This is a genomic window from Iodidimonas sp. SYSU 1G8, assembly GCF_039655775.1.
In the GTDB taxonomy this organism is placed as follows: Bacteria; Pseudomonadota; Alphaproteobacteria; order SMXS01; family SMXS01; genus RI-34.
Genome location: NZ_JBBYXJ010000001.1, coordinates 924,136 through 950,817, shown reverse-complemented (window position 1 = coordinate 950,817; position 26,682 = coordinate 924,136). Strand labels below are relative to the sequence as shown.

The window sequence follows — 26,682 nt, the reverse complement described above, 5'->3', positions numbered from 1 at the left end:
TGTCTCAACGGTCATCCACATAGACCGTGAGCACCTGCCGTCCATCGGTCTCGCCGTCATGGGTCATCTCGTCCGCCCAGTGCCGCATCAGCGCGACCTGCAGGCTGCCATCGTCCGCGTCAGGGTTGGGCGCGGCGTCGATGGCCAGCGGCGCGCCCTGCCATGACAATGCGATCTGTAGCCCCACCTCGTCATAGCGCAAGCGCGCTTCCGCCTCGCTGCCGGCTTCGGCAAGGCGTGGCAACAGGGCGCCGAACTCCTCCAGAAAATTTCCGGCGCGCGCCATCAGCGCCACCCGCGCGCCCCACGCGCGCCCCTGCGCGTCGGTGAACGCCTGCAGCGCGGCCGCGCCGTTTTCCGGCGTCCAGCGGAGCGTCGCCGTCCGGGGAATACCGAGGCGCAGCACGGCGTTCAGAGCCAGCGCGGCCAGCATGGCGGCCGCGAGCGGCGAGTTCATCACCTGCTGGCCGAGCAGCGGCAGTTCCAGAACGCCGCGCAGCTCCGGCGCGAGCGTGGCGATGACGATGGCCGAGCCGATGATCAGCGTGCGCCGGCTGTCGACCAGCCGCTGCGCCAGCATGGCGATGCCCGTCCTGACCGTGAAGGTGGCCGAATAGAAGCAGGCCGCGCCGAGAATGCCGGCCGGAATGGCATAGAGCACGCTCGCGGCGCCGGGCGTGAGGCCAAGGATGATCCAGCCCACCCCGGCCGCGATGCCGACCCGCCGCGCCAGGACGCCATTGGCGGCGGCGAGGCCGACGCTGCCCGAATAGGTGTTGGTGCCCAGCACGCCGATCACGCCAGCCACCACGCAGCCCAGCCCGTCCGCCAGCGTGCCCGCGCGGATCGCCTTGAAGTCCGGCGCTTTCCAGTTCGGGTCGGCCAGTTGCTGGCAGGCGGTCAGGTCGGCGATGGCGCGGATGAAGCAGGCCAGCGCCCCGATCAGGAAACCCGGCACGAATTCGGCGGGAAAGGACGGCATGGCCAGCGGCCAGACGGGACCGACCAGCGCGATCTCCCCGGTGGCCGCGCCGATGTCGCCCACGACGATTTCAAGGGTGACATAGGCCGCGCAGCCGGTCGCGACCCCCACCAGAACCGCCAGCGAGCGCAAACCGGGTCTGGCCCACAGGGCGACGGCGATGATCGTGACCAGAGTGATGGCCGACGCGGCCATCTCCAGCGGCCCAGCCGCGCCGCCGGGGCCAGCGCCGATCATCAGCTTGATCCCGAAGACGCCGAGCATGATCCCGAGCAACAGGATCACCACGCCGATGATTTCCGGCGGCACATAGGCCCGCAGCGCCCGGAGGCAGCGGGACAGCAGCATTTCGGTGCATCCGGCGATGATCGTCAGGCCCGCGACCGCGCCCAGTCCGCCCACGCGTGCCGCCTCGACGGCGAAGGGGACATAGAGGATGGTGCAATGACCCAGCAGCAGATGGCCCGAGCCGATACCGCGGCGCCCAAACGCCTGAATCAGCGTGCCGATGCCCATCGCCACCATGGCCAGGCTGACATAGGCGGTGATGGTTCCCGGATCCGCGCCCGCGGCTTCGGCGACGATGCGCGGGAAGACCAGCGTCACCGCGCTCAGGGAAATATGCTGCAGGGCGTTGAGCCAGGTGATCCTCGGCGGTGGCACCGCGTCCACGGCGTAAGTGATCGATGACATGCCCGCGCCCCCAGTTGGCCTGCGGGGATGCTAGATCACCGCCGCCGGCGCGCCAATCCTCCACGCGATCGCCGGGCCGGTATAATTCAGCGGCCGTGCCAACTTGTTTACCGGCCGTGCGCTGGGTACTCTCTGGGTTCCGTGCCGCAGCGGAACACAAGGGGAGAGTTGAGCCGTGAATATCGAAAGCCCGAAGGCGCTGAAGCCGGGTGAAGCCCGGACACCGGGACAGAGCACCAAGGACGTCATCCTGCGCGATCCCAATCCCGCGCCCTGGCCGCTGGTCGCCGAGCAGTACCAGTTCATCGGCGACGCCGACATCCCATTCGACCGCTATACCTCGCGTGAGTTCTTCGACCTGGAGATGAAGAAGCTCTGGCCGAAGGTCTGGCAGTGGGTGTGCCGCGAGGAGCACATCCCCGAGCCCGGCGACCACATGGTGTACGAGATCGGCGATTATTCCTTCATCATCACCCGGACCGACAGCGGCGAGGTGAAGGCCTACTACAATTCCTGCCTGCACCGCGGCACCCAGCTTCGCCCCGGCGCTGAGGAGGAAGGCTATGCCCTGTCCGGCAATGATTTCCGCTGCCCGTTCCACGCCTGGACGTGGAACATGGACGGCACGCTGAAGGACCTGCCCTGCGACTGGGATTTCCCGCACCTCGACAAGGAAAAGCTCTGCCTGCCCGAGGCCAAGGTCGGTCTGTGGGGCGGCTTCGTGTTCATCAACATGGACCACGACGCCAAACCGCTGGAGGAGTATCTCGAAGTCCTGCCCGAGCACTTCAAGCACTTCTTCCCGCTGGACCGGCGCTACATCGAGGTCCATCTTCGCCGCACCCTGCCGTGCAACTGGAAGGCGGGCATGGAAGCCTTCCTAGAAGCCTATCACTCGCGCGAGACCCATATGGGCGGCACGCCCATCGGCAATGCCTGCACCAACGCCCAGTACGACATCTTCGGCGACAATGTGAACCGGTTCATCCACACCATCGGCTATCCCACGCCGACCTGGCCCGAGCCGGAAACCGAGGAGGATATCGCCAACGCCATGGCCGAGCGGATCATGGCGGCGCAGGCCAACCGCGACAAGCTCGAGCCGAAATACGGCATCGACATGAGCCAGTTCTCGGAAAGCGAGATGCTCGATTCCATCGAGTATTTCGTGTTCCCGAACATGTTCATCTTCCCCGGAATCACCCTGCCGATGATCTACCGCTTCCGGCCCGCCGGCACCGACGTCGATACCTGCTGGTTCGACCTGATGTTCCTGCGTCCGCTGAAGGAGGGCGAGGAGCATCCCGAGCCGCCGCGCGTGGTGAAGCTGGGGCTGACCGAGACCTATGACACCGTGCCCAACATGGACAAGCCGCTCGCCGCCATCTACGAGCAGGACACGTCCAACCTGGAGCGCCAGCAGCGCGGATTCAAGGCGTCGGGCAAACGGGCCCAGTCGCTGGCCAACTACCAGGAAGCCCGCATCCGTCAGGTGCACATTACCCTGGACAAGTACCTGAAGGCCTGACCGGCGCGCGGTAACCCCGAACAGGAGATCTGGCATGCTGACCGTGCATCATCTCGGTATTTCCCAGTCCGACCGGATCGTCTGGCTGTGCGAGGAACTGGAGATTCCTTACGAACTGGTGCGGTACGACCGTGATCCGGTCACGCGGCTGGCGCCCGCCGAATACAAGGCGATCCACCCGTTCGGCACCGCGCCGGTCATCACCGACGGCGATCTGGTTCTCGGCGAATCCGGCGCGATCATCGAGTACATCATCGCCCGCCATGGCGGTGGTCGGCTCGCGGTGACGCCCGATCAGGCCAACTATCCCGACTACCTGTTCTGGTTCCATTTCGCCAACGCCTCCATGATGCCGGCCGGCATGACGGGGCTCATCCTCAACATGCTGGGCGGCGGCTCGGACTCGACGGTGGCGAAGTCGCTCACCGCGCGCGGCGACCGCGCCTTCGCCATGGTCGAGCACCGGCTGGGCGAGGCGGCCTATTTCGCGGGCGACGCGTTCACCGCGGCGGACATCATCATGCTGTTTCCGCTCACCACCATGCGCCTGTTCGCGCCGAGGGATATCTCGCCCTATCCCAATCTCCTCGCCTACCTCCAGCGGATCGGCGCGCGTCCCGCCTACCAGCGGGCCATGCACAAGGCCGATCCTGACCTGCCGCCCCAACTCACCTGACCCTCTTGCCCGGGCGGGTTTGATTTCGGTCAATGCCCGCCTGGCCCGTATGCGCGATTCATCGCCTGACGCCGGCATTCACGGATGCTGGTTTTCGGGAAGCAGATGAGGAGCAGCGAGATGGTCGCGATCGTACGGGTAAAGGAAAGCATCAAGACACCGGCCGGCAAGTCGTCCGAACCGGCGATGGGCAACGAGTTGATTCCGCACGAGCGGTATATCTCGAAGGACTTCATGAGGCTCGAATGGGAGCGCATGTGGTCCAAGGTGTGGCTGATCGGTTGCCGCGAGGAGGAAATTCCCGAAATCGGCGATTACATCACCACCGAAATCGGCCAGGAATCACTGCTGATCGTGCGCGGCGACGACGGTGTGCCCCGGACTCTCTACAATATCTGCAATCACCGCGGTAACCGGGTGAAGTTCGACGAGTGCGGCAATTCCCAGACTCTCGTCTGTGCCTACCATTTCTGGGAATACGACCTGACCGGCAAGCTGATCAACGTCCCCGACGTCGAGGATTTCCACCAGGGCTGCCCCTCGGAAAAGCTGTCCATGAAGCCCGTCCGCACCGAAACCTGGGGCGGCTTCGTCTGGTTCAACCTCAATCCTGACGCCGAGCCGCTGGCCGAGTATCTGGGCGTGCTGCCCCAGCATCTCGATCCCTATCATTTCGAGAATCTCGCCATGACCATGGACGTCACGGTGGAGTGGGACTGCAACTGGAAGACGTCCGTCGACGCGTTCAACGAGGTCTATCACGTTCAGGGCATTCATCCAGAGCTGTTCTACACCATCGACGACGTCGACGTGCAGATCGACCTCTACGAGCGCCACAATCGTTACCTGGTGCCGTTCAAGACCTACAGCCCGCGCCTCGGCGAGGTGCTGGAGGAGGTGCCGGAAGTGCTGGCCGGTGAACTGCGCGCCCTGGGCATGAACCCCGACGAGTTCACCGGGCGCGTGTCTGAAATCCGCCGCGCGGTGCAGCTCTTCAAGCGCGAGAACGAGTCCGTGCTCGGTCATGACTATTCGGAAATGAACGACGATCAGCTCTCGGACGACTACCACTACTACATCTTCCCCAACATCACGATGAACGTGCATGCGGAATCCATGCTGTTCTTCCGCCAGCGGCCGCACGAGACCAACCCGGACAAGATGTATTTCGATGTCCGCATGTTCCAGGCGATCCCCAAGGGCAAATCCCGCCCGCCGCTGCCCGATCACGAACGGGTCAAGCACGGTGAACGCTCGCTGGGTCTGGTGCTCGATCAGGACTCGGTCAACCTGCCGCATGTGCAGAAGGGCCTGCATTCGGAAGCCTTCCAGGGTCTCTGGATCTCGCATCAGGAGCGCCGCATCCGGCACATGCACAAGACGCTGATGGACTACATCAACGGTCACTACGCCAACGACGCCTGATCCGTCCTCGTTAACTCTTCCCGAGGCTGGGCCGCTCGCGGTCCAGCCTCTTTCGTCGTGCCGGCGCGGCTGGCGCCGTGGAAACCGGCTGTGCTAGCGTATCCCCGGGGAGCGGCGGCGCCTGCCTTGGCGCCGCGCCACAGTCTGTCGGGGAGATATCGCCATGAGCACCACTTTCGATCCAGTCCGTCCGTCATCGCCCGAGCAGGTCGATCTGCTGCACCGGGACGTGCTCGATTGCCCGCACCACGCCAACAAGGTGCTGCGTGAGCAGGCGCCGGTCTGGTGGAGCGACAAGCTCGGCGGCTTCGCCGTCTCCGGCTACGACGTGATCCGGCAGGTGATCATGGATCCGGCGAACTTCAGCAACAGCAAGAGCCAGGAGGACATGCCGATCCAGCAGGAAAAGATGCGCCGCATGATCCAGGTCTTCGACGATAAGGGCTGGGTGCCCGCGCGCACGCTGGCCGGGCGCGACGATCCCAACCACAAGCAGATGCGCGGCCTGTTCGAGCAGGCATTCCGCGCCAGCCGCATCAAGGCCATGGACCCGTTCGTCGAGGAAACCGCCTACAAGCTGGCCGACGACATGATCGCCGCCGGCAACGAGGCTGATTTCGTCAAGGCCTATGCGGTACCGCTGCCGCTGATCGTCATCATCAAGCAGATGGGCGGCCGCATCGAGGACATGTGGGACATCAAGCGCTGGACCGATGCCTGGATCAAGCGCATCGGCCGGATGCAGACCGAGGAAGAGGATCTGCGCAGCGTCGAACTGGAAGTGGAGATGCAGCATTATTTCCAGCCCATCTTCGAGCGCCTGCGCCGCGAGCCCGACGACACCCTCCTGTCCGATCTGGTCAATGTGGTGATCCCCGAATGGGGCCGGCCGCTGAACGATAACGAACTGCATGCCGAGATCATGTCCGACGGTTTCGGCGGCGGTTCGGAGACCACCACCAACGCCCTGTCCGCCGGCGTGAAGCTGCTCATCGAGAACCCGGAGGCTTGGGCGCTGCTGAAGGCCGAGCCGGAAAAATACATGCGTACCTTCATCGAGGAAGTGCTGCGACTGGAATCGCCGGCCCACACCATGGTCCGGATCGCCCAGAAGGATTGCGAACTGGCGGGAACCCACGTGCCCAAGGGCTCGGTCCTCTATGTGCGCTATACCGCCGGCAACCGCGACGAGACCCGGTTCGAGAACCCCGACAAGCTGGATCTGGAGCGCGCCAACGCCGCCAGTCATCTGGCCTTTGGCGGCGGCGTGCATCACTGCATGGGCGCGCCGTTGGCCCGGCGGGAGCTTTACTGGGGCTTCAAGGCTCTGGTCGACCGGATCGACGACATGTGGTTCATTCCCGGCCGGAACGATTTCCGCCACCAGCCGAACTTCGTCGTTCACGCGCTTGAGGAACTGCATATCGGCTTCAGGGCGAAATAGGTGGGACAGTCTTCCGGAAAGATCGCCCTTGTGACCGGGGCGGGCAGCGGTATCGGCCGCGCGGCGGCCTGGGCGCTGCTCGACGCCGGCTACAGCGTCGTCTTCAACGGCCGCCGGCGCGCGCGCCTGGAAGACGCGGCCTCGACGCGGGATCCAGACGGCATGCGTTCCATGGTCTTCGATACGGACGTATCCGATCCCGGCGGCGTCGCCGCCATGTTCGCGGCCGTGCGGGAGCGCTTCGGCCGGCTCGATCTGCTGTTCAACAACGCGGGCGGCGCGGCGCTGGGCTCGTCCATCGACGAGGTCAGCTACGAGGACTGGATGCGGGTGGTGAACGCCAACCTCACCGGCACCTTCCTGTGTACCAAATATGCCTTCGCGCTGATGCGGGCGCAGGACCCGCAAGGCGGCCGGATCATCAACAACGGGTCGATCTCGGCGCAGGTGCCGCGGCCGCACTCGGCGCCCTATACCGCCACCAAGCATGGTGTCGCCGGGCTGACCAAATCCACCGCGCTCGATGGCCGGCCCTACAACATCGCCTGCTGCGAACTGGACATCGGCAATGCCGCCACCGACATGACCCGGCAGATGGCGGTCGGCATGCTGCAGGCCGACGGCTCCACCCGGGCCGAGCCGCGCATGAGCGTCGATGAGGTCGCCAGGGCCGTGGTGTTCATGGACAGCCTGCCGCTCGATACCAACATCCCGTCGCTGACGATCATGGCCACGCTCATGCCGTTCATCGGCCGGGGCTGAGCGTGTTCCGCTTCGCCGCCAATCTCAGTTTCCTGTTCGGCGACGCGGCCTTTCTCGACCGTTTCGAGCGCGCCGCGCGGGCCGGTTTCACCGGCGTCGAATATCTGTTCCCCTATGATCATGACCCTGCCGAACTGGTGGCGCGGCTCAGGGACAACCGTCTCGAACAGGTGCTGTTCAATGCTCCGCCCGGCGACTGGACGGCGGGCGAGCGCGGTCTGGCGGCGCTTCCCGGCCGCGAAGCCGAGTTCGCGGCCTCGCTGGACACGGCGCTGCGCTACGCCGAGGCCATGGACACCCGGCGTGTCCACATCATGGCCGGGATTGGCGGCGCGCCGCAGGTCTACCGCGGGAACCTGGAGGTCGCGGCCCGTCGTTTCGAGGGAAGTGGCGTCACCGCGCTGATCGAACCCATCAACCGGCGAGACATGCCGGGCTATTTCCTCGCGGATTTCGCACAGGCGGTCGCGGTCATCGACGCGGTCGCCAGTGACAGTCTGCGCCTGCAGTTCGACATCTACCACCGGCAAATCCTTCACGGCGACGTCACCACCGGCCTGAGTCAGACCATGCCGATCATCGGCCACGTCCAGATCGCCGGTGTGCCGAGCCGGCACGAGCCCGATACGGGCGAACTGGCGCTGGATCAGGTGCTGGGGACGCTCCGGTCCCTCGGCTATGATGGCTGGATCGGCTGCGAGTACCGGCCGCGCGGCCTTACCGAGGACGGTTTGGCCTGGAAGGCGCGCTGGGAAACGGCGTCAGCGGCGCGGGACGCTTGAGCGGCGAGGGGTCCCGGAGGGCAAGCGCGCGGCGCTCGCCATTCACCATATAGGCGAGCAGCAGCAGCGAACCGGCGCAGATCGCCATGATGCCGATGTCGAACAGGGTGAGGGGGCCGAAATCCGTGCCGAAGGTCATGATCGGCAGGAAAAACAGCGCCATGTTCACCATGATCAGCATGAAGCGCATTTCAGTCGGGCCGTTGCCGTAGAATGAAATCTGCAGCACGCCGGACACCGACTTCCTGATGAACGCCACGCAGGAAATGGCCAGATAGGTCACCATCAGGGCCAGCGCGATCTCCAGCTGGACATAGGGCGACAGCCCAAGGCCAAGCCCGATGCACAGCTGCGCCGCGATGTCGGTGGTGTGATCGACGAAGAAGCCGTAGGTCGGTCGCTCGATCTGTCGGTATCGGGCCAGGGTGCCGTCGAGTGAGTCACCGAACCAGTTGACCAGCAGACCGAAGCTCGCGAGCCAGAGAAAGCCTTCGTGCCAGGTCGTCAGGAAGTACCCCACGCCCGTCAGTGCCGCGCCCCCTAGTCCGAGCCAAGTTAGCATGTCCGGGGTTACGCCGGCCGGCAGCTTGCGCACGAGCTTTTGCAACAGCACCGCCTCGAAGGGTTGGAGCAGGCCGCGGTTGAGCCGGCTCGGGCCGGTCTTGTTGGTTTGGCGACGGTCGGTCATGAACGGGTTCCGCAGGAGTGTACACGTCTCAGAATGTTGGCGTCGGGAGTCACTTCGCAAGACATCGGCCCGCTACTGGGACACAATTCTAGAATTCATAATTGTCCCGAAATAATGTTCCGTCATTCATTTCCATACGGTATCGAAACGACCTTTAGGATGAGACGATCATTATGACTCCGGAATGGTAATAGGGTAGTCGGACACATTTTTGACGTAGTTGGCGCTTTTTTTGCCATGTGCGCTGCCTACATCTTCGTGGGCATCCCCATGCGCCCTCTGATACCGAACCACCGACCGCGCCGCGCGATCGGACGGTTTCGGTGTGGTGAGGCCATTTCCCGCCCGGATTTTGAGCGACTGGATAGAAGCGACCGCATGCGGAACGTCAAATTTTTGGTGGGAGCGCTCGCCATCGGCATACAAGTCAGCGGGTGCGCCGGCTTGCCCAAATCGGGCCCTTCGATGGACAGCTTCGATACGGCGTCAATCGCGCAGCCTGCCCCATCGACCCGCTATGCGCTTGTCGACGTGGACGAAGCCGTGTGCGGCGCGCTGGCGGTCAGACCTGAAGTCTCACTGCGGGAAAGTTTCCACGCCGCCTCGCCAGCTCCCGTGCCGACGGTGGCCGTCGGCGATGTGCTGGCCGTCACCATGTGGGAGGCTGGCCCGGGGGGCCTTTTCTCGACGCCGGCGATGACACTCGGTGGCGAGGCGCAGATCGGGGCGCGGTCCGCCGTGCTCCCGGATCAGACTGTCGCGCCTGACGGCACGATTTCGGTGCCTTATGCGGGCCGTCTCAAGGTGACGGGACTTCAGCCGGCCCAGATCGAGCAGGCGATCATCGCGGCGCTCAAGGACAGGGCAGTGCAACCGCAGGCCATGGTGGCCGTGCGCAGCAGCAGTGCCAACAGCGTCACCGTCGCGGGCGACGCGGTCGGCGGCGCCCGACTGACCCTCGCCGTCGGCGGAGACCGCGTGCTTGACGTCATCGCCCAGGCAGGCGGATTGCGCGTGGCCGCCCATGACGTTTTCGTTCGCCTGACGCGCGGCGGCGAAACGGCAAGCATGTCCTACAACGCCTTGCTGGCCCAGCCCGAGGAAAACGTCTTTCTGCGCGGCGGCGATATTCTCACCGTCATCCGCAATCCCCAGACGTTCACGGCCCTCGGCGCCACCGGCGCGAACGGCGTGGTGGCGTTCGACGGCGATCGGCTTTCACTGGAAGAGGCCGTGGGCAAGGTCGGCGGGCTGCAGGATCAGCGGGCGAACCCGTCCGCTGTTTTCCTGTTCCGCTTCGAGCGCGCCGAGACGCTCCGATCGATCGCGCCGGGCAAGATCGCGCCGGCGGCGGACGGCGCGGTGCCGGTCATCTACCGGCTCGACCTGAAGAATCCGGCGTCTTATTTCTGCGCCCGCCAGTTCGCGGTCGCCGACAAGGACATCGTCTATGTCGCCAACGCCCAGCTCAACGAGTTGCAGAAGTTCCTCAACATCATCGGGTCCGTGCTCGCGCCTGTCGCGACCGGCGTGACCCTCAGCCGATAGGCGCGCCATGTCCTCATGCATCGCCATCGACCTGACACGGCTGGCCATTGGTCCGGCATGGACCACGCCCCGAGGCATCGATCGGGTGGATCTGGCCTATGCCGATCGGTTCCTGCAGCACTGGCGCGGCGATTGTGTCGCGACGCTCTCACTGCCTTGGGGTGCCCATTTTCTCGACCGCGACAGGGCTGTCCGTATCCTGCGAACGGTCGAGCGGCTGTGGGGCGAGACGACGACGCCCGCCGAAGATCCCTGTTATACCAAGGTCAGGGCGTATCTGAACGGCGAGCCTTCGATCAGCGTGATGCCCGAGCCCTCCCGGTCGAAATATGCGGCGATCTCGGCGGCGGTCGCGAACATTCTGCGCGGCGCGGGCATTCCGTTGGGTGCCTCCGCCATCCGCAAGGTTCCGCCGCATTCGGTTTACGTCAACACGGGGCAGATCGGCATCGCGGACTCCCGCCTGCTGGGCTGGCTGAACCGGCGCGCGGATATCCATCCGGTCTTCATGCTGCACGACACCATTCCGATCGACTATCCCGAGCATGTCCCCGTCGTGTCCCGCGATTATCACCAGAAGATGATCGTCAATGCCGCCCGTTACGCGCAGGGGCTGATCGTCACGACCAGGGCGGCCGAAGGCGACATCCGGCGCGAACTGGCGCTGAATGGCCGATCGGACATGGCTATCGCCGCCGCGCCCTTGCCGCCCTCAGCGGCGTTCGTCGGCAACGAGCTGCCCGCGGAGCGCATCGGGAACACGCCTTATTTCGTCATCTGCGGCGCCATCGAACCGCGCAAGAACCACCTGCTGGTCTTGAACGTCTGGCGTGAGCTGGTGCGCAAGCAGGGTGCCGCGGCACCGAAGCTGGTCATTGTCGGCCGGCGCTGGAACACCGGCAGCGAAGCGGTCAGGTTGCTGGAGCGTTCGCCGCTGCTGGCCGACCACGTCATCGAGATCGCCGGCCTCTCGACGCCCGGCCTGGTGCAATTGCTGGCGGGTGCGCAGGCTCTGCTGATGCCGTCCTTCGCCGAAGGTTTCGGGCTGCCCATCGTGGAGGCCCTCTCGGTCGGCACGCCGGTGATCGCCTCGAACATCCCCGCGCATATGGAAGCCGGCGGCCGTTTCGCCACCTATCTGTCGCCCATCGACGGCATCGGCTGGATGCGGGCGATCCGCGAGCATGTCCGGGATAACCCGGCGCGCCGGGCCGCGCTCGATGGGTACCTGCCCGCGACATGGGATGATTATTTCCGGCGTATCGAGCCCTTTCTCATGGCCCAGGGCGAAGGCAGGGCGGAACGGATAAGGGCGGCTGCCGAATGACTGCGACCATGCGACACGACGCTGATACCGGATTGCCCGAAACGGACAGGAGCAGCCTTCGCCTGCTGGAGCGGCTGCGGGGCGATGCGCCCGGGGACCCGGGCGGCATGAGGGCGCGGCTTGGCGCCCGTGCCTGGAAGCATCGCTGGTTCCTCGGCGTCGCCGTCGTGCCGATCCTTCTCGCGGGTATCTACTATGGCCTGATCGCATCCGACCAGTATGTCTCCGAGGCCCGCTTCATCGTGCGCAAGGCCAATGGCGAGCAGACCTTGCCCCTTGGCGGCTTCCTGCAGACCGCCGGTCTCGCGCCCGCGCAGGATGACAGCCTGGCGATCCAGGACTTCATCATGTCGCGCGATGCGGTGCGCGATCTGGAAAAGGACATCGCCCTGCGCGCCATCCTGTCGCGTCCCGAGGGTGACTTCATCAACCGGTTCCCCGGTCCGTTCGACGGCAAGACCTTCGAGGAACTGCACCAGCGCTACGAGGATTTCGTCGAGGTCACGCTGGATTCCTCCAGCGGCATCACCACGCTCAAGGCCTACGCCTTCCGCGCCGACGATGCCCGCACTCTGGCCGCCGCCCTGCTGGAAGAGAGCGAAAACCTCATCAACCGCCTGAACGACCGCGCCCAGCAGGATACTCTTGATCTGGCCCGCGCCGAGGTACGGCGCGCCGAGCAGGAAGTGATCGCGTCGCAGGCCCGCATCACCGAATATCGGCTGCGCAACAAGATGATCGATCCCGAGACCGGATCGATGCCGCTGCTGGAGCTGATCGGCAAGCTGTCGGCCGAACTGGCGGCCACGCAGGCGCAGCTTGGCGAAATTCAGTCGGCCTCGCCGCGCAGCCCGCAGATCAAGCCGCTCCGCGACCGGGCGGCCGCGCTGCAGAGCCAGATCGCGCAGGAACGGGGCAAGGTCGTGGGCCAGAACAGCTCCATGGTTACCAAGATCTCCGAGTACGAGCGCCTGTTCCTGCAGCGTCAATTCGCCGACAAGGCTCTCGCCTCGGCCACGCTCTCGCTCGAGACCGCGCGGCTGAAGGCACAGCGCGAGCACATCTATCTGGAACGGATCGTCGAGCCCAACCTGGCCGATTACCCGCTTTATCCTCGTCGCTTTTACTCGTTCCTCATCGCCGCCATCAGCGTGCTGATGATCTACGGCATCGGGCGGCTCGTGACATCGAGCGTGAAGGAACATGTCGGCCGATGACCCGGCAGACCGGCACCAGCCCGTCCGCCGACGCCCCGCGTTTCGCGGACGCGCTGCGCATCCAGGTGAGGGTGATCACCGCGCTGGTGATGCGCGAGGTTCATATGCGTTACGGGCGCAAGAACATCGGCTTCCTGTGGCTGATGTTCGAGCCGATCCTGTTCGCCGGCGGCGTGATCGCGCTCCGTTCGGTCCTGCCCTACGGCAAGAGCAACCACGGCATCGACCTCGTCCCCTTCCTGATGACCGGCTACCTGCCGTTCCTGATCTTCCGCAACCTGCTGCAGCGAGGCATGCACTGCGTCCAGGCCAATCACAGCGTGCTCTATCACCGTCAGGTCAACCTGCTGGACCTGTACGCGGCTCGTTTCATCCTGGAAATCGTCGGCGGGATCGCCGCCTTCGTGTTCGGTTGCGGCGCGCTGACCCTGCTCGGCTTCATGGAGCCGCCGAAGGACCTGATCCCGATCTATGCCGGGCTGTTCTTCCTGATCTGGTTCTCGGCCGGCTTCGCCGCCTTGCTCAGCGTGGGCGCGGAGATGCACACCCTGATCGAGAAGATCTCGCATCCGCTGTCCTACCTGTTCATCGTCATCAGCGGCTGCTTCTTCATGGTCGACTGGCTCCCCACCGACTATCAGAAGGTCGCGCTCTGGGTGCCGACGGTTCATTGTTTCGAGCTGATCCGCAGCGGCTATTTCGGCGCGTCCATCCGCGTGCATTTCGACATTCCGTTTCTGGCCGCCGTTTGCCTGGCGCAGACTTTCTTCGCCATCGCGGCGATCCGGGGCCTGCGCAAATGGGTCGCGGTCGAATGATCGAAATCCGCGACATCGTGAAGGAATATCCCACCTCCGCCGGGTCCCAGCGCGTGCTCGACGGCATCAGTTTCACCATCGAGAAGGGGCAGAAACTGGCGGTGCTCGGCGCGAACGGCGCCGGCAAGTCCACCCTGATCAAGCTGATCGGCGGCGTCGAGCATCCCACCTCCGGCGTGATCCGCCGGCATATGTCCCAGTCCTGGCCCATCGCGTTCCAGGGCGCCTTTCACCCCAACCTGACAGGCCGGGACAACGCGCGGTTCATCGCCCGGCTCTACGACCAGAGCTTCGAGGACATCCTCGCCAAGACCGAGGATTTCGCGGAACTGGGTGACAAGCTGGGCGAGCCGGTCAGCACCTATTCCAACGGCATGCGGGCGCGCCTGGCGTTTGGCCTGTCGCTCGCGATCGAGTTCGACTGCTATCTGATCGACGAGGCCATCGTCGTCGGCGACCAGCGGTTTCAGCGCAAATGCTTCGACGAGATTTTCGTCAAGCGCGCCGACCGCGCCCTGATCCTGGCCGTCCATTATGCCGACATCGTCCGCGACTATTGCGACCGCGCCCTGCTGCTCAAGGGCGGGCGAGGCAAGGTCTTCGACGATATCGACCTGGCGCTGGACATTTATGATGGCTTCTGACGGCTTCATTCAGACGGTGCTCGGCGGACGTCGGCGGGATGCGGCGGCGTCGGTTGACTCCAGTCCGCGGGACGTTCTCGATGGACCGACCCGCGCGGCCCAAATCGCTCTGACGTACCAGCGCTGCGCCGTCGATGCCGATTTCGCCGCGCTGATCGCCCAAGGCGACGCGGCGCGTGACCGCGGCGACTGGCAGACGGCGGCGGAACGCTTCGGCCGAGCGCTCGAGCGCTACCCGCTGCATGCCGGCTACAGCGTCCAGCTCGGCCACATGCTCAAGGAGCAGGGCCGCTTCCCTGATGCCGAAATCCAGTATCGCAGCGCCATCGCGCTCGGGGACAAATCCGCCGACACGCGCGAGCATCTCGCCTTTGTCTGCGCCCGACAGGACCACCACGCCCCGGCGCTTCCGTGCCGGATCGATGAGCCGCCGATGGCGGCATCGCCATGCGCCGCCGATCTTCGCACGCTCGTCTGGCTGTTCTGGCACGCGGCCCACGTCCCCGCGGAAGAGACCGTCGGCTTCATGCGGAGCGCGGCGACTTGCGAGGCGCTTGCCATCGCCCTCATCGGCGACGAACGGTTCGTTCGCCGGAACGCCCGTCTGCTTGAAATCATCCACAAGGCATCGTGATGCTGCCGCGCGCCTCCATCATCATCAGCACCTACAATCGGGCGCCGCACCTGGAGAACGCCCTTCAGGCGGTCGAGCGCCTTGATTACCCCGACTTTGAAGTCGTGGTGGTGAACGGTCCGTCGACCGATCATACGGCGCGGAGTCTCGATGCCTGGCGCGGCCGCATCAAAATGGCGGATTGTGCGCAAGCCAACATCTCCATGTCCCGCAATAAGGGGATCGCGGCGGCATCGGGCGAGATCATCTGTTTCATGGACGACGATGCCGCGCCCCATCCCCAGTGGCTCCGCCGGCTCGCCAGCGCCTATGCGGACCCTGCGGTCGGCGGCGTCGGCGGCTTCACCATCGACAATACCGGCGTGCGCTGGCAGGTCCGCAAGACGGTCTGCGACCGCTTCGGCAACGCCTTCAATGTCTCGGACTTCTTTGACGAGCGGCCCCTGAATCGGCCGGGAACGCCATATTATCCCAGCCTGCTGGGGACGAACTCGTCGTTTCGCGCCGAGGCGTTGCACGGCATTGGCGGTTTCGACAACGTCTTTGCCTACCTGCTCGAGGAAACCGATGTGTGCCTGCGCCTCGTCGATGCCGGATGGAAAATCCTCTATGAGCCGACGGCCCTGATCTATCACCAGTTCGCCGCCAGCCACATCCGCTCCACCGATCGCATCGCGCGGACGTTGCTCCCGAGCGCCGTCAGCAAGGGGTATTTCATCATGCGGCACGGCGCGGCCGTCTCCTTGCAGGACGCCGCGACTGAAATCGACCGGTACGCGTCGTGGCTGCGGGAGTCCAATGGCTCGCTGGAGGCGAGGGAACGGATCAGCGGGCGACACCGCTTTCAACTCGACCAGGAACTGGCGGCCGGTCTGGCCGAAGGCCAGCGTCTGGCGGCCTCGAACAGCCAGAGGCGCGGTGGCGATCTGCAAACCGGCGATCCCGTGTCCTTCCTGCCCCTGCCCCTACCGCGCGCCGAACCGCTTCGTGTCGCGATGGTCAGCCAGGGCTGGCCGCCCGAGGCCGAAGCCGGGATCGCCCGCTGGACGGAAATGGTGGCGCGCGGGCTGGCGGTGCGTGGCTACGAAGTCCATGTCCTCACCCGGACAAGTGACGATGAGAGCGTCGTGTTCGACCACGGCGTTTGGGTGCATCGCATGCTGCCCGATGACGGCGGCGCCCCCGCCATGGCAGCGCGATACGATCTGCCGCTCGAAATGGCGGCGTGGTGTGCCCGCGTCTGGCGGGAAGCACAGATGCTCAAGTCATTCGGCGTGCGCCTCGTGTCCTTCCCCGTCTGGGATCTCGAAGGCCTGCCGCTGCTTGATGATCCGGACTTCGCGACCGTGCTCAGTCTCCACACCACCTATGCGCTGACCAAGCCGTTCAAGCCGGAATGGAACGCGCGGCCATTGTTCGAGCATCACACCATCGGCCGCATGATCGCCGCCGAGGGCGCCGCTCTGGCCCGCGCGCCCGTCATCCTGGCCAACAGCCAGGCCATCATCGCCGAGATCGATGCGTCCTACGGCGCCGATATTGCCGCGCGCAGCATCCTGGTGCCGCATGGCACGCCGGACCCGTTGCCCGGCCGCGAACAGGCGGCCCTGGCGCGCCGCGCCGAACTCCGCGCGGGCGCGCCGCTGCGCGTTCTGTTCGCGGGACGCTTCGAACGCCGGAAGGGATTCGATATCGCGGCGGACGTTGCCGACCTGCTCACCAGGGATGGCCGTACCCAGGTCTGGTTCGCGGGGGACGTGCCGCCGGATCGCCTTGCCGGGAACGCCTTGGTCCATTTCCCGGGCGTGATATCGCGCGCGGCGCTCGATGATGCCTATGTCGCGTGCGACCTGCTGCTGGCGCCCAGCCGCTTCGAGTCCTTCGGCCTGATCGGCATCGAGGCGATGGCGGCGGGCAGGCCGGTTCTGGCCTTGCGTGTCGGTGGCCTTGCCGAAGTGATCGAGGATGGCGTCACCGGTCTGTTGTTCGAGGACGGTCCCGACGCCGCGCGGCGGATCGCCGAAGCGATCGCGCGGCTCGACGCCGACCGTGTCGCGCTGGCGGCGATGGGAGAGGCGGCGCGGCGCGCCTACGAGGCGCGCTACCGGGTAGCCGCGATGGTCGACGGGATCGAGGCGCTGTACCGGCATGTGATCGACGCGAACAGCGAGGCGCGTGATGCGGCCTGAAGTTCATCTCTTGCGCCATGGCTTTCATCTCGCAGCGGGCGAGGTGTTGCCGCTCGCGGACGCCGAACGCATGCTCGATCTGCTGGGCGCCCCCGACGAGGCGCTGGCCCATCTGCTGCTGAAGCGGCGGGGATTCGCCGACAACCCGGCGATCAGCGCCGCGCTTGCCGCCGCGGCGTCGCGCATGCCGATGGGGAATATGCCGCCCGCCATGCAGGGCACGCCAGTCGCCGATGCTTTTGCCGTCTCGGATGGCTGGCGCGCGACGGCGGCGGCACTCCGCATGCTTATCGACCGCGACATCGCCGGCACCGGCGAGACCGACGCGGCGGCGTCGCGGCTGCGCGAGACAACGGCTCAGGCGCAGCCTGGCGTCTTCGACGCGCATATGCGCATTTCCGGAACGAACGGCTAGACTGCCCGGACGGGAAAGACGCCATCCGGCATGATGGATGGTCGTGGCCGCAGTAAGAGTGAGGAGGTCCATGTACACGTTTCTCAACCTGGCGGAGATCGGGACATGGGACCGGTTCGAGCTCGAAGCGGTATGCCGCGCGCAGGCGCAATCGGCCTATCTGGGCAACCGGATCGGTTTGTGCCGGGTGCTTGGGCGCTACAAATTCTACGTCGATACCCGCGACATCGGTTTCGGCTCCCATGTCCTGCTCGATGGGTTCTGGGAGATGTGGCTGACGCAGTTCATGGCGCGTCACGTCACGCCCGGCATGGTGGTTGCCGACGTGGGCGCGAACTTCGGTTACTACACTCTGCTGCTCGCCGATCTGGTCGGTCAGGGCGGACATGTCTACGCCGTCGAGCCCAACCCCCACGCGGCGCAGTGGCTGCGCCGCTCCCTCTCCCTGAACGGTCTGGCCGGCAACGTCACGGTCTGCGAGGCCGCGGCGGGCGACAAGGATGGCGGCGAGATATCGCTGTTCGTGCCGGAGGACGAGCCCAAGAACGCGACCGTGGCCCATGGCGAGACCGGCGGCGAGGCGGGCGTCATCCACACCGTGTCGGCACGCACACTTGAATCCCTGACAGCGGCCCACGCGCGGATCGACTTCCTCAAGATCGACGCCGAAGGCGCCGAGGAAGCGATCCTGCGCGGCATGGCGGGCCTCATCGAGCGCTGCAGACCGTCCATCGTGCTGGAATTCAATACGGCGCGGTACGACTCGCCACGGGATTTCCTGGCGGCGCTCGCTCGGCACTATCCAGCCTTCAAGACGATCGATCACGCCGGCGAGGCCGTGCCGGTGACGATGGACCAGATCCTCGAGCGCGAACGCGGCGAGGACTGGCTGTTGTTCCTGCAGGCTTAGCCCAGGCTTTCATACAGGGCGCGCATTTTTTCCCTGTAGATGTCCATCGAGAAGATCTTCGCCCGCTCGAGGCCGCGCGCCCGCAGGTCGTGCCACAGGCCGTCATCCGACCCGATGGTGCGGATCGCGCCGCGGATTTGGTCGGTGCTGTAGGGATCGACCATGAGTGCCGCGTCTCCGGCCACTTCGGGCACCGAGGACTGGGTCGAGGTAATGACCGGCGTGCCCAGCGTCATCGCCTCCAGCACCGGCAGGCCGAAACCTTCGTACAACGAGGGGAACAGCACCGCCCGCGCGCCCTGGATCAGGGTCATCAGCATGGGAAAGGGCATGTAGTCATAGCGGCGGATGCGCTTGTCCTTGCCCTTGGAATCCTTCTCGATCTGGTTCAGCAGCCGCACCTCGTCGTCGCCCAGCCACGACTGGCCGACGATGACCACCAGCGGCAGTTTCGAGTTCGATGCCAGATAGGCCTCGACGACGCGCCCTAGGTTCTTCTTGGGCTCCAGCGAACCGTAGAACAGGAAATAGCCCCGATGCTCCAGGCCGAAGACGCCCGAGACCTCCGCGGCCACCTCGTCCTGCGGGCGGTTGACGATCGCCTCGGGAATGTTCACCGCCTGATAGGTGTTGGTGATGCGCGCCTCGTCGATGCCGAACATGTTGATCACATCCCGTTTCGAGTGTTCCGAGACGGTGACGATGTGATCGGCCTTGTGCAGGATTTTCCGCATGGACCGCAGATAATACGCCTTCCAGTCCAGCGTCGTGTAGGGAAGGCGCAGGGGAATGATGTCGTGGATGGTATAGATGTTGGCCCGGGCGCTGGAGGTCATCGGCACCGGATAGGTGAAGTGGAACAGGTCCACGTCCAGCGGCAGCTTCACCTTCATCAGGTCGTTGAACAGGGTGAAGTATCCGCGGCTTTGGTCGAACACCCGCGGCGCGGCGTAGACATGATCGGTCGGCGCCCAGCGTCCGCCCAGCGGCTGCGTCACCACCGCGCCCGTGACGGGCACTTGCTGCGGCGTCACGCCGCCTAGGCCGCCGAAATAGCCAGCGACATCCGACAGCGCTTGGAGCGGACGGGGCAAACCCCTGCCGACCTGGGCGTCGAAGAACGCGATCTCGCGCGCCAGCGGCGCCTTGGGCAGGCGGTGCCGCGTGCTGTGGAGCACACCGTTCTCGTAACCCATCTGCTTGGTCAGGTGGGTCAGTACCTTGGTGTAGGTGGCGACGCCCGTGCCTTGTCGCAGGGCGAGATTGAGCCCGTCGAAGAAAATCCGCTTGGTCATCAGTTCACACGCAATCTTCTGGTCTGCAGCGGGGTCATCGTGACCTTGCCGATGGCGATCCGGCCCTCGAACGCGGCCTTGCCGTTGAACAGCCTCACCTCGATCAGGGCATCGGAATCGGGGTTCTCGAAGGGCATCTCGATCTCGAAGATACCGGCGTCCTCGATGGTGAAGCGCGCGGTCGCGAGAACGTTGCCCGCGAAAACCTCGGCGATCATCGGCAATCCGACGGTCTCGGCCGAGCACCCGAACAGCAGCGCGCAGGACCAGGAGCCACGCGGCAGCCGGATGTAGGGGCCGTAGACCAGGCATCGGCTCGCGCCGGTGATGTCGACGGCGCCGGTCGCTGGCCGCTGCGGACTGCCGGCGGCCGTGAGCAGGTCGCGGCCCCAGGTCAGCGGTCCGCGCAAGCCGCCGCCATCCAGCGACCCGAACGCATCGAGCGCGCCGCCAGCCAGGGCTGGAAGCGGTAGCCCTCTGTCGCCGCCCGCCAGGCTTTCTTCGATCAGCTCTTTCCAGTCGGGTTCGGCCGCTTGTATGCCGGCCGCGGGAAGGGAGACCTCGCTGTCAGGCTCCGGCGCCTCTTGGGAGGCCATGCCGAAATGGGCGGCGATCGCATCGCGCAAGACCCGGTTGTCGGCGCCGTCCGAAGGGCGAATGACCAGCGCGCCTGGCGTGACGGCGAGGCCGGTGATAGCGGCGCACCCGTTTGCCACCAAGCGGATGGCATCGGCGACGGACATTCCGCGCTCGTTTACCAGCGTGTCGAGGCTGGTCCGCGGTGATTCCAGGACGACGAGGAAGCGTCGCTCGGTCTCGATCAGGGCCTGAAGCAGGCTCGATTCCGGGCGCTCGGCCAGCAGCACCGCCGGGGTCGGCACCGTCAGCAGCCGGTGACCCAGTTCGCCCAGTGAATTGGCCGAGACGACCGGGATGTTGCCGCGGCCGGGCAGGGCGGACAACTCGGACAGCAGGGCGGCGCACCGTTCGGCGAGAGGGCCGGGCAGGCCGACGACACAGGCCACCGTGAGGCGTCCCGCGGTATCGCCGCTCAAATCATTCGCGATCATCGTCAAGGCGGTGGCTCATCCTCGTGGACGGTCAGGTCAATGCACGTCCCCGGGTTTTCGCCGGAACGTCGTTTACGAGGATTTATGATCGGGGCGCCGCCGCGCCAGTGTCACGGTGACAGGAATGTAATCCCGGTGTCAGTACGGCCGGTCGCCATTGACGGTAACCCGGTGCATCACCCGGCGCTGGCCGGCGTAGTCGTTGAGGGCGAAATGCTGGGTGCAGCGATTGTCCCAGAAGGCGACCTCGTTTTCGGTCCAGCGGTGGCGATACACGAACGGGGCGCTGGTCGCGTGCTGGCACAGAAAATCCAGCAGCGGCCGGCTTTCGGCGCGTGTCATTCCCTTGAACTTGGTGGTGAAGGCCTCGTTGACGAACAGCAGCTTCCGCCCGGTTTCCGGGTGCGTTCGCACCACGGGATGCTCCGCACGGCCCGAGGCTTGTTCCGCCGCCTGGGTCCGCATGCTTCGCCGGTCGTCATTGTTGTAGATGCCTTGCGCGCCATAGATGTCTTCGGCCGTGTGGATGGCGGTCAGGCCGGCCAGCATCTGCTTCATGCCGGTACTCAGCGCGTCATAGGCGAGGCACATGTTGGCCCACATGGTATCGCCGCCCGTGCGGGGAATCTCCCGCGCATAGAGGATCGACCCAAGCACCGGCTTGTCGAGAAACGACATGTCCGAGTGCCAGCCGCCGCCGAAATTCAGGCGATCGTCTGGCTCCTTGACGATATTGAGCACTTCCGGATGGCCATCCAGCGGCTTGACGTGGGGATGAATGTTGAGCGTGCCGAAGCGAAGCCCGAATGCCTTGTGCTCGTCGGGTGACAGATGCTGGTCGGGAAAGAAAATGACCAGATGATCCAGCAGGGCCCGGCGGACCCGGGCAAAATCCGCCTCATCGAGCGGCTGCGACAGGTCCACGCCGTGGATGCGGGCGCCAGCGGCGGCGCCGAGCGGTTCTATCTCGATCGACATGACCTCTCCCTCAAGAAACCGGTCCCGATGCGGGAACAGAGATAAGCGCATCGGAACGAATGGTGCAATGCCACCCATAAAGCGTTCTTGAAAAACCAGCATTGACGCATAAACTCAGGCCGCTGCTGCAGCGTTGGCCGAGGAGAGCGAGAATGGTTGCCATCGTACGGGTTAAGGAAAGCGTCAGGACGCCCATCGACAAGGCGCCCGAGCCGGATATGGGCGGTGACTATATTCCCAAGGAACGCTACATCTCCAAGGACTTCGCCAGGCTCGAATGGGAGCGCATGTGGTCCAGGGTCTGGCTCATGGGCTGCCGCGAGGAGGAGATCCCGGATGTGGGCGATTATATCACCACCGAGATCGGCCCTGAATCGCTGCTGATCGTGCGCGGCGAGGATGGCAAGGCGCGGACCTTCTATAATGTCTGCAACCATCGCGGCAATCAGGTGAAGTTCGATCAGTGCGGCAATTCCCGCACCCTGCAGTGCGCCTACCATTTCTGGGAATACGACCTGACCGGCAAGCTCGTGAATGTCCCCGACGAGGAGGATTTCCATCAGGGCTGCCCCAAGGAGCAGCTCAGCCTCAAGGCGATCAGGACCGAAACCTGGGCCGGTTTCGTCTGGTACAACCTCAACCCGGACGCCGAACCCTTGTCCGAGTACCTGGGCATCCTGCCCGAGCATCTTGATCCGTACCATTTCGAGAAGATGGACATGGTGCTCAATGTCACGGTCGAATGGGACTGCAACTGGAAGACGGCCGTCGACGCCTTCAACGAGATCTACCACGTCCAGTGCATCCATCCGGAGCTGTCCTATACGATCGATGACGTGGACATCCAGATCGACCTGTACGAGCGCCACAACCGCTATCTGGTTCCGTTCAAGACCTACAGCCCACGGCTCAACGAGGAACTGGTCGAAGTGCCCGAGCATCTGGCCGAGCAGATCAGTTCCATCGGCATGGACCCGGACGAGTTCACCGGCCGTGTCGCCGACATCCGCCGCGCGGTGCAGGTCTACAAGCGCGGGAACGAGGACAAGCTGGGCATCGACTATTCCGAGCTGAACGACGACCAGTTGTCGGACGATTATCACTACTGCATCTATCCCAACCTGACGCTGAACATCATGGCCGAGAGCTTCGGCCTGTTCCGCCAGCGGCCGCACCCCACGGATCCGAACAAGATGCTGTTCGACGTGCAGCGCTATGTGATGACGCCGAAGGGAAAGGCGAAGCCGCCGCTGCCGGATCACGAACATTGCAAGCACGGCGAGCGCTCGCTCGGTCTGGTGCTGGATCAGGACTCGGTCAATCTGCCTTATGTCCAGAAGGGCATGAATTCGACAGCCTTCCGCGGCCTCTGGATCAGCTCGCAGGAGCGCCGCATTCGTCACACCCACAAGACCCTGATGGACTACATCAACGGCGTTTACAGCAACGACGCCTGAGCATGACGGCGGGATTTCGGCGCGGCCCTCCTTACCGGCGGGCCGCGCCGTTCCTATGTTCAGGGAAAGGGAGGGCGACATGACAATGACTGATCTTGTCAACCACATCTGCGCCAAGGGGCAGATCGTGCTGTTCAGTTCGGGCCGCTATCAGGATGACGTGCCCCGCTTTCTCGGCCGCGCGCTGCGTGATTTCAGCATCGATTCCGCCCGCGCCGAGTTTCTCGACACGAACGAGGCGCTCCCGAAGTGGGAAGCCTTCGTCATCTGGCTTTTGCAGGCCGGATACCTCGAGCCGGTCGATCATGTGGAAGTCCACATGGACGCCCATTGGGGCGAGCGTGACGCCATCGACATGCGAAGCATCTCGACCCAGTCGGAAATCGTCGACATGGCGGCGGGCAAGGCCTGCCCGAAATGCGGGTCTCACCACGTGGTGCCCGCGACCGAAGAGGGGCATGTCGACATGGACCATCGGCTTTGCGCCGATTGCGGCAACCGCTTCTCGGTCGCCTGACCCTACTGGCAGATGCGGTAGCCGCTGTCCCGCTGGATCATGTCCAGATGCAGATGGTCCGCGTGGGCGGCGTTTGTCCCGGGCCCGAGAACGGTCGTGAAATAGGCGCAGGCGCCGCCGCGAATCGCCGCCTGGAAGGCGCGAGCGGCGTCGTCGCCTTCGGCCTGCTCCATGACCGCGATGGGTTCGCGGCCCTCCAGTTCGATGGCGCCGATGTCCACGGCGTTCGCCAGCGCGTGTTCGCTCATCTTGACCTCCCCGTCGCCCCGTCGCTGGCGGCACTGATAGGAATCGCCCGTCGAGATCGCCGTCGGTTTGGCGCCCAGGTGAAGTTCGGCGGAGGGGATCACCACGTGGCGTGTCCACACCGTCAGGGCCTTGGCCACCTCGCACCGCGTGGTGATCGCCGGTTTGAGTGCGATCCCGACGGATAGGAGCTTCATCGGCCGTTCGGCGCCGCACCCGTCCTGCTCGGCGATGGGCTCGAGCGTCTCGAAGGTGGCGCCGAGGGACTTCAGTTCTTCCTCGCACGTCAATGCGGCAGGATCGTTCGCCGGCGCGGTCGCGGCCTTGGCCACCGATAGCATGCCCGTGGCCATCGCCGGCCCGGCAGGGTCGTGGATTCCGGCTTTCTCTCTGCTGGCCACCACCATGATCACGACGGCGATGAAAAGAGCGGCGAGGACGGCGGCGGTCAGCTTCGGCATGGTCTCAGTCCACGAAAGTCACGGTAATGCCAGGCGCGACGAGCGTGGCCAGCTCCTCGGCGTCCCAGTTGGTCAGGCGCGCGCAGCCATGGGAAAAGTGCTTGCCGATGGGCGACGGCTCGGCTGTCCCGTGAATGCCATAGGTCGGCTTGTCGAGACCGATCCAGACAGACCCGACGGGACCATTCGGCCCCGGCGGGATCATCAGGTTCTCCGTCAGCTGGCCCTGCTGGAAGTTCACCTCGGGTCGGTAGGCATAATTCGGCATGGGCACCACGTTCTTGATGGTGTGCGTGCCGGTCGGGCTGGGCACGCTATCGCTGCCGACCGAGACCGGATAGAAGGCCAGCAGCTTTTCCTCGGCGTCGAGGGCGCGAAGCGAGCCGCTCGAGCGGGAAATGACGATGGTGGCGGCCTTGCCCTGCGGCTTCGCGTCGCCGGTCCCGGTGACCGTCAGGGGCACGCCGGGCTGGTCGAAGGCGGCGTCCGGGTTGAGCAGGTCGAAGAGCTTGCGGTCCATGTGAAAGCGCTCGGCGAGCATTTCCGCCGGACCGGTGAAGGACAGGCGCTCCAGCTGCGCCATGGCCGCGTAATCTTCCGGTATCTCGTCGACATAGGGCTCCTTCAGATCCGCGTCCGAAAGCGTGTAGATGGTGATGATGTCGGCATCGCCCGCCGCCGTCAGTTTCGCCCAGACTTCCGAGTCCAGCTGGCCATCGGCCTGCAGCCCGTTCGCCTCCTCATAGGCGGCGATGGCCTTTGCAACGTTCTCGCCCCAGTAGCCGTCGATGACGCCGGGCGAAAAATGCAGGCGGTCGAGCAGCACCTGGGTCTTGATGGCGAGGGCGCTGCGTTCGGCCGTGTCGGGCGCCGTACCGTCGAACACGGCGCCATTGACCGCGGCGGCGCTGAGATCGGGCTCCGCCGCTAGCGTGGGAGAGGCGATGAGGCAGAGCAGGACGCCGTGACGGGCGGTCGCGCGAAGCAGGGACATTGGCCACCATTGATCGTGAATACCGGAGGTGAACCACAATGGCGCGCCGAAGTTCCGCCGCCGGCTTTCTCACAACGTCGTGTTCCCGACCCTGATCTCTCCACAACACCGTATCTTTCTGCTAAACCCGTTGATGGGGCTGCAACTTTTGGGGGAACAGGCCAATTATGCGAGTGCGTTTGCGGGCGGCCGTTGTCGCCCTCGGCGTCATGATCCTGCCTAGCCAGGCGAGCGCCAATACGCTGCAGGACGCGACCACCGCCTATCAGCGCGGCAACTACGCCGTCGCGGCGAACCTTTATCACGGCCTTGCCGAAGCAGGACAGGTGATGGCGTTTTCGATTCTCGGCATCATGTATGCCAATGGCCAGGGTGTCCGGCAGGATTATGTCGAGGCGGCGCGCTGGTACCGTCTGGCGGCCGAACAGGGCGTTGCCGTGTCGCAGTCCAGCCTGGCGGCGCTCTATATGACGGGCCGGGGCGTGCCGCTCGATTATGACGAGGCCGTTCGGCTCTACAAGCTGGCGGCCGGGCAGGGCGACTCATCCGCCCAGTTCACGCTCGGCACCATGTACGAGACGGGACAGGGCGTTCCGCCCGACACGCAGGAGGCGCTCCACTGGTATCGTCTGGCCGCCGCGCGGGGTAACCCGTCGGCGCGCTACAGCCTTGGCAATCTTTACGAGACGGGGCGCGGCGTCGAGCGCGATCCCGTGCGCGCCTATCTGTGGCTCGACCTCGCCGCGTCGAACGGCTGGAAACTGGCCAGCACGGCGCGCCGCCGCGTCGCCAAGCAGATGAGCAAGGATGAAATCACCCAGGCCCAGCAGCTTGCCATGCTGTGCATCCAGAGCAGCTTCGCCCAGTGTGACTGATCCGGCCGCGATGCCGGCGCATCGTCCGGGTTGCCCTTGAAACCGTCCAGCTCAGGCCACAAGTGAGGACCCCGGACCGGCGTCACGGTCCCTCAATCCGCAGGATG

At 65.1% G+C, this 26,682-nt stretch carries 25 protein-coding genes; 18 read left to right on the top strand and 7 right to left on the bottom strand.

Going from position 1 to position 26,682, the window contains the following annotated elements; translation table 11 throughout:
* Nucleotides 1-4 precede the first annotated feature (4 nt).
* Nucleotides 5-1,675, bottom strand: a complete 1,671-nt coding sequence (locus tag WJU17_RS04685) for a solute carrier family 23 protein (protein WP_346326177.1) — start codon at nt 1,673-1,675, stop codon at nt 5-7.
* A 175-nt stretch (nt 1,676-1,850) separates the two neighbouring features.
* Here WJU17_RS04685 and WJU17_RS04680 point away from each other — a divergent pair, with 175 nt between their 5' ends.
* From WJU17_RS04680 to otnI, 6 genes are all read left to right on the top strand, one after another.
* Nucleotides 1,851-3,203, top strand: a complete 1,353-nt coding sequence (locus tag WJU17_RS04680; protein WP_346326176.1) for an aromatic ring-hydroxylating dioxygenase subunit alpha — start codon at nt 1,851-1,853, stop codon at nt 3,201-3,203.
* Between the two features lie 34 nt (nt 3,204-3,237).
* On the top strand, nt 3,238-3,879 hold the full coding sequence (locus WJU17_RS04675; protein WP_346326175.1) for a glutathione S-transferase: 642 nt from the start codon (nt 3,238-3,240) through the stop codon (nt 3,877-3,879).
* 120 nt (nt 3,880-3,999) lie between these two features.
* Nucleotides 4,000-5,304 (top strand): aromatic ring-hydroxylating dioxygenase subunit alpha, encoded by a 1,305-nt coding sequence (locus WJU17_RS04670; RefSeq protein ID WP_346326174.1) that lies wholly within the window; start codon nt 4,000-4,002, stop codon nt 5,302-5,304.
* A 163-nt stretch (nt 5,305-5,467) separates the two neighbouring features.
* Nucleotides 5,468-6,748 (top strand): cytochrome P450, encoded by a 1,281-nt coding sequence (locus tag WJU17_RS04665; RefSeq protein ID WP_346326173.1) that lies wholly within the window; start codon nt 5,468-5,470, stop codon nt 6,746-6,748.
* Complete coding sequence (locus WJU17_RS04660) at nt 6,749-7,510, top strand: SDR family oxidoreductase (protein WP_346326172.1); 762 nt, start codon at nt 6,749-6,751, stop codon at nt 7,508-7,510.
* A gap of 2 nt (nt 7,511-7,512) precedes the next feature.
* Nucleotides 7,513-8,292: a 2-oxo-tetronate isomerase gene (gene otnI / locus WJU17_RS04655; RefSeq protein WP_346326171.1), complete on the top strand. Its 780-nt coding sequence runs from the start codon at nt 7,513-7,515 to the stop codon at nt 8,290-8,292.
* On the opposite strand, the gene WJU17_RS04650 is transcribed toward otnI, so the two are convergent.
* The gene (locus WJU17_RS04650) at nt 8,228-8,980 is read right to left on the bottom strand and encodes a CDP-alcohol phosphatidyltransferase family protein (RefSeq protein WP_346326170.1); all 753 of its coding nucleotides are present in this window, start codon (nt 8,978-8,980) and stop codon (nt 8,228-8,230) included. The two genes, otnI and WJU17_RS04650, sit on opposite strands and share 65 nt — an antisense overlap.
* A 465-nt stretch (nt 8,981-9,445) precedes the next feature.
* Here WJU17_RS04650 and WJU17_RS04645 point away from each other — a divergent pair, with 465 nt between their 5' ends.
* From WJU17_RS04645 to WJU17_RS04605, 9 genes are all read left to right on the top strand, one after another.
* Nucleotides 9,446-10,528, top strand: coding sequence for a polysaccharide biosynthesis/export family protein (locus WJU17_RS04645; protein ID WP_346326169.1), 1,083 nt, complete (start codon nt 9,446-9,448; stop codon nt 10,526-10,528).
* Between the two features lie 7 nt (nt 10,529-10,535).
* Entirely contained in the window at nt 10,536-11,855 is a 1,320-nt protein-coding gene (locus WJU17_RS04640) for a glycosyltransferase family 1 protein (protein ID WP_346326168.1), read from the top strand.
* An 8-nt stretch (nt 11,856-11,863) separates the two neighbouring features.
* Nucleotides 11,864-13,072: a capsule biosynthesis protein gene (locus WJU17_RS04635; RefSeq protein ID WP_346326167.1), complete on the top strand. Its 1,209-nt coding sequence runs from the start codon at nt 11,864-11,866 to the stop codon at nt 13,070-13,072.
* Complete coding sequence (locus WJU17_RS04630; protein ID WP_346326166.1) at nt 13,069-13,890, top strand: ABC transporter permease; 822 nt, start codon at nt 13,069-13,071, stop codon at nt 13,888-13,890. The genes WJU17_RS04635 and WJU17_RS04630 overlap by 4 nt, the downstream gene beginning before the upstream one ends.
* Nucleotides 13,887-14,534 carry an ATP-binding cassette domain-containing protein gene (locus WJU17_RS04625; RefSeq protein WP_346326165.1) on the top strand — a complete coding sequence of 216 codons (648 nt, stop codon included), beginning with the start codon at nt 13,887-13,889 and terminating at the stop codon, nt 14,532-14,534. The genes WJU17_RS04630 and WJU17_RS04625 overlap by 4 nt, the downstream gene beginning before the upstream one ends.
* Nucleotides 14,521-15,168 (top strand): tetratricopeptide repeat protein, encoded by a 648-nt coding sequence (locus WJU17_RS04620; RefSeq protein ID WP_346326164.1) that lies wholly within the window; start codon nt 14,521-14,523, stop codon nt 15,166-15,168. Before WJU17_RS04625 ends, WJU17_RS04620 begins: the two co-directional genes overlap by 14 nt.
* Nucleotides 15,168-17,357, top strand: a complete 2,190-nt coding sequence (locus WJU17_RS04615) for a glycosyltransferase (protein WP_346326163.1) — start codon at nt 15,168-15,170, stop codon at nt 17,355-17,357. Before WJU17_RS04620 ends, WJU17_RS04615 begins: the two co-directional genes overlap by 1 nt.
* On the top strand, nt 17,347-17,772 hold the full coding sequence (locus WJU17_RS04610) for a hypothetical protein (RefSeq protein WP_346326162.1): 426 nt from the start codon (nt 17,347-17,349) through the stop codon (nt 17,770-17,772). Before WJU17_RS04615 ends, WJU17_RS04610 begins: the two co-directional genes overlap by 11 nt.
* A gap of 70 nt (nt 17,773-17,842) precedes the next feature.
* A complete protein-coding gene (locus tag WJU17_RS04605) occupies nt 17,843-18,682 on the top strand; it encodes an FkbM family methyltransferase (RefSeq protein ID WP_346326161.1) in 840 nt (279 codons plus the stop codon).
* Here the strand turns inward: WJU17_RS04605 and WJU17_RS04600 are convergent.
* From WJU17_RS04600 to WJU17_RS04590, 3 genes are all read right to left on the bottom strand, one after another.
* On the bottom strand, nt 18,679-19,977 hold the full coding sequence (locus WJU17_RS04600) for a glycosyltransferase family 1 protein (protein ID WP_346326160.1): 1,299 nt from the start codon (nt 19,975-19,977) through the stop codon (nt 18,679-18,681). The two genes, WJU17_RS04605 and WJU17_RS04600, sit on opposite strands and share 4 nt — an antisense overlap.
* Nucleotides 19,977-21,053 carry a hypothetical protein gene (locus tag WJU17_RS04595; RefSeq protein ID WP_346326159.1) on the bottom strand — a complete coding sequence of 359 codons (1,077 nt, stop codon included), beginning with the start codon at nt 21,051-21,053 and terminating at the stop codon, nt 19,977-19,979. The genes WJU17_RS04600 and WJU17_RS04595 overlap by 1 nt, the downstream gene beginning before the upstream one ends.
* 132 nt (nt 21,054-21,185) lie before the next feature.
* Nucleotides 21,186-22,025 (bottom strand): TauD/TfdA family dioxygenase, encoded by an 840-nt coding sequence (locus WJU17_RS04590; protein ID WP_346326158.1) that lies wholly within the window; start codon nt 22,023-22,025, stop codon nt 21,186-21,188.
* Nucleotides 22,026-22,177: 152 nt separating this feature from the next.
* Between WJU17_RS04590 and WJU17_RS04585 the strand changes: the two genes are divergently transcribed.
* Both WJU17_RS04585 and WJU17_RS04580 read left to right on the top strand, forming a co-directional pair.
* Nucleotides 22,178-23,482: an aromatic ring-hydroxylating dioxygenase subunit alpha gene (locus WJU17_RS04585; protein WP_346326157.1), complete on the top strand. Its 1,305-nt coding sequence runs from the start codon at nt 22,178-22,180 to the stop codon at nt 23,480-23,482.
* Nucleotides 23,483-23,561: 79 nt separating this feature from the next.
* Complete coding sequence (locus tag WJU17_RS04580) at nt 23,562-23,999, top strand: hypothetical protein (RefSeq protein ID WP_346326156.1); 438 nt, start codon at nt 23,562-23,564, stop codon at nt 23,997-23,999.
* 2 nt (nt 24,000-24,001) lie between these two features.
* On the opposite strand, the gene WJU17_RS04575 is transcribed toward WJU17_RS04580, so the two are convergent.
* Both WJU17_RS04575 and WJU17_RS04570 read right to left on the bottom strand, forming a co-directional pair.
* Entirely contained in the window at nt 24,002-24,706 is a 705-nt protein-coding gene (locus WJU17_RS04575; protein ID WP_346326155.1) for an extensin family protein, read from the bottom strand.
* A 4-nt stretch (nt 24,707-24,710) separates the two neighbouring features.
* Complete coding sequence (locus WJU17_RS04570; protein ID WP_346326154.1) at nt 24,711-25,700, bottom strand: L,D-transpeptidase; 990 nt, start codon at nt 25,698-25,700, stop codon at nt 24,711-24,713.
* Between the two features lie 167 nt (nt 25,701-25,867).
* Here WJU17_RS04570 and WJU17_RS04565 point away from each other — a divergent pair, with 167 nt between their 5' ends.
* Nucleotides 25,868-26,575 (top strand): tetratricopeptide repeat protein, encoded by a 708-nt coding sequence (locus tag WJU17_RS04565; protein ID WP_346326153.1) that lies wholly within the window; start codon nt 25,868-25,870, stop codon nt 26,573-26,575.
* Nucleotides 26,576-26,682: the final 107 nt, after the last annotated feature.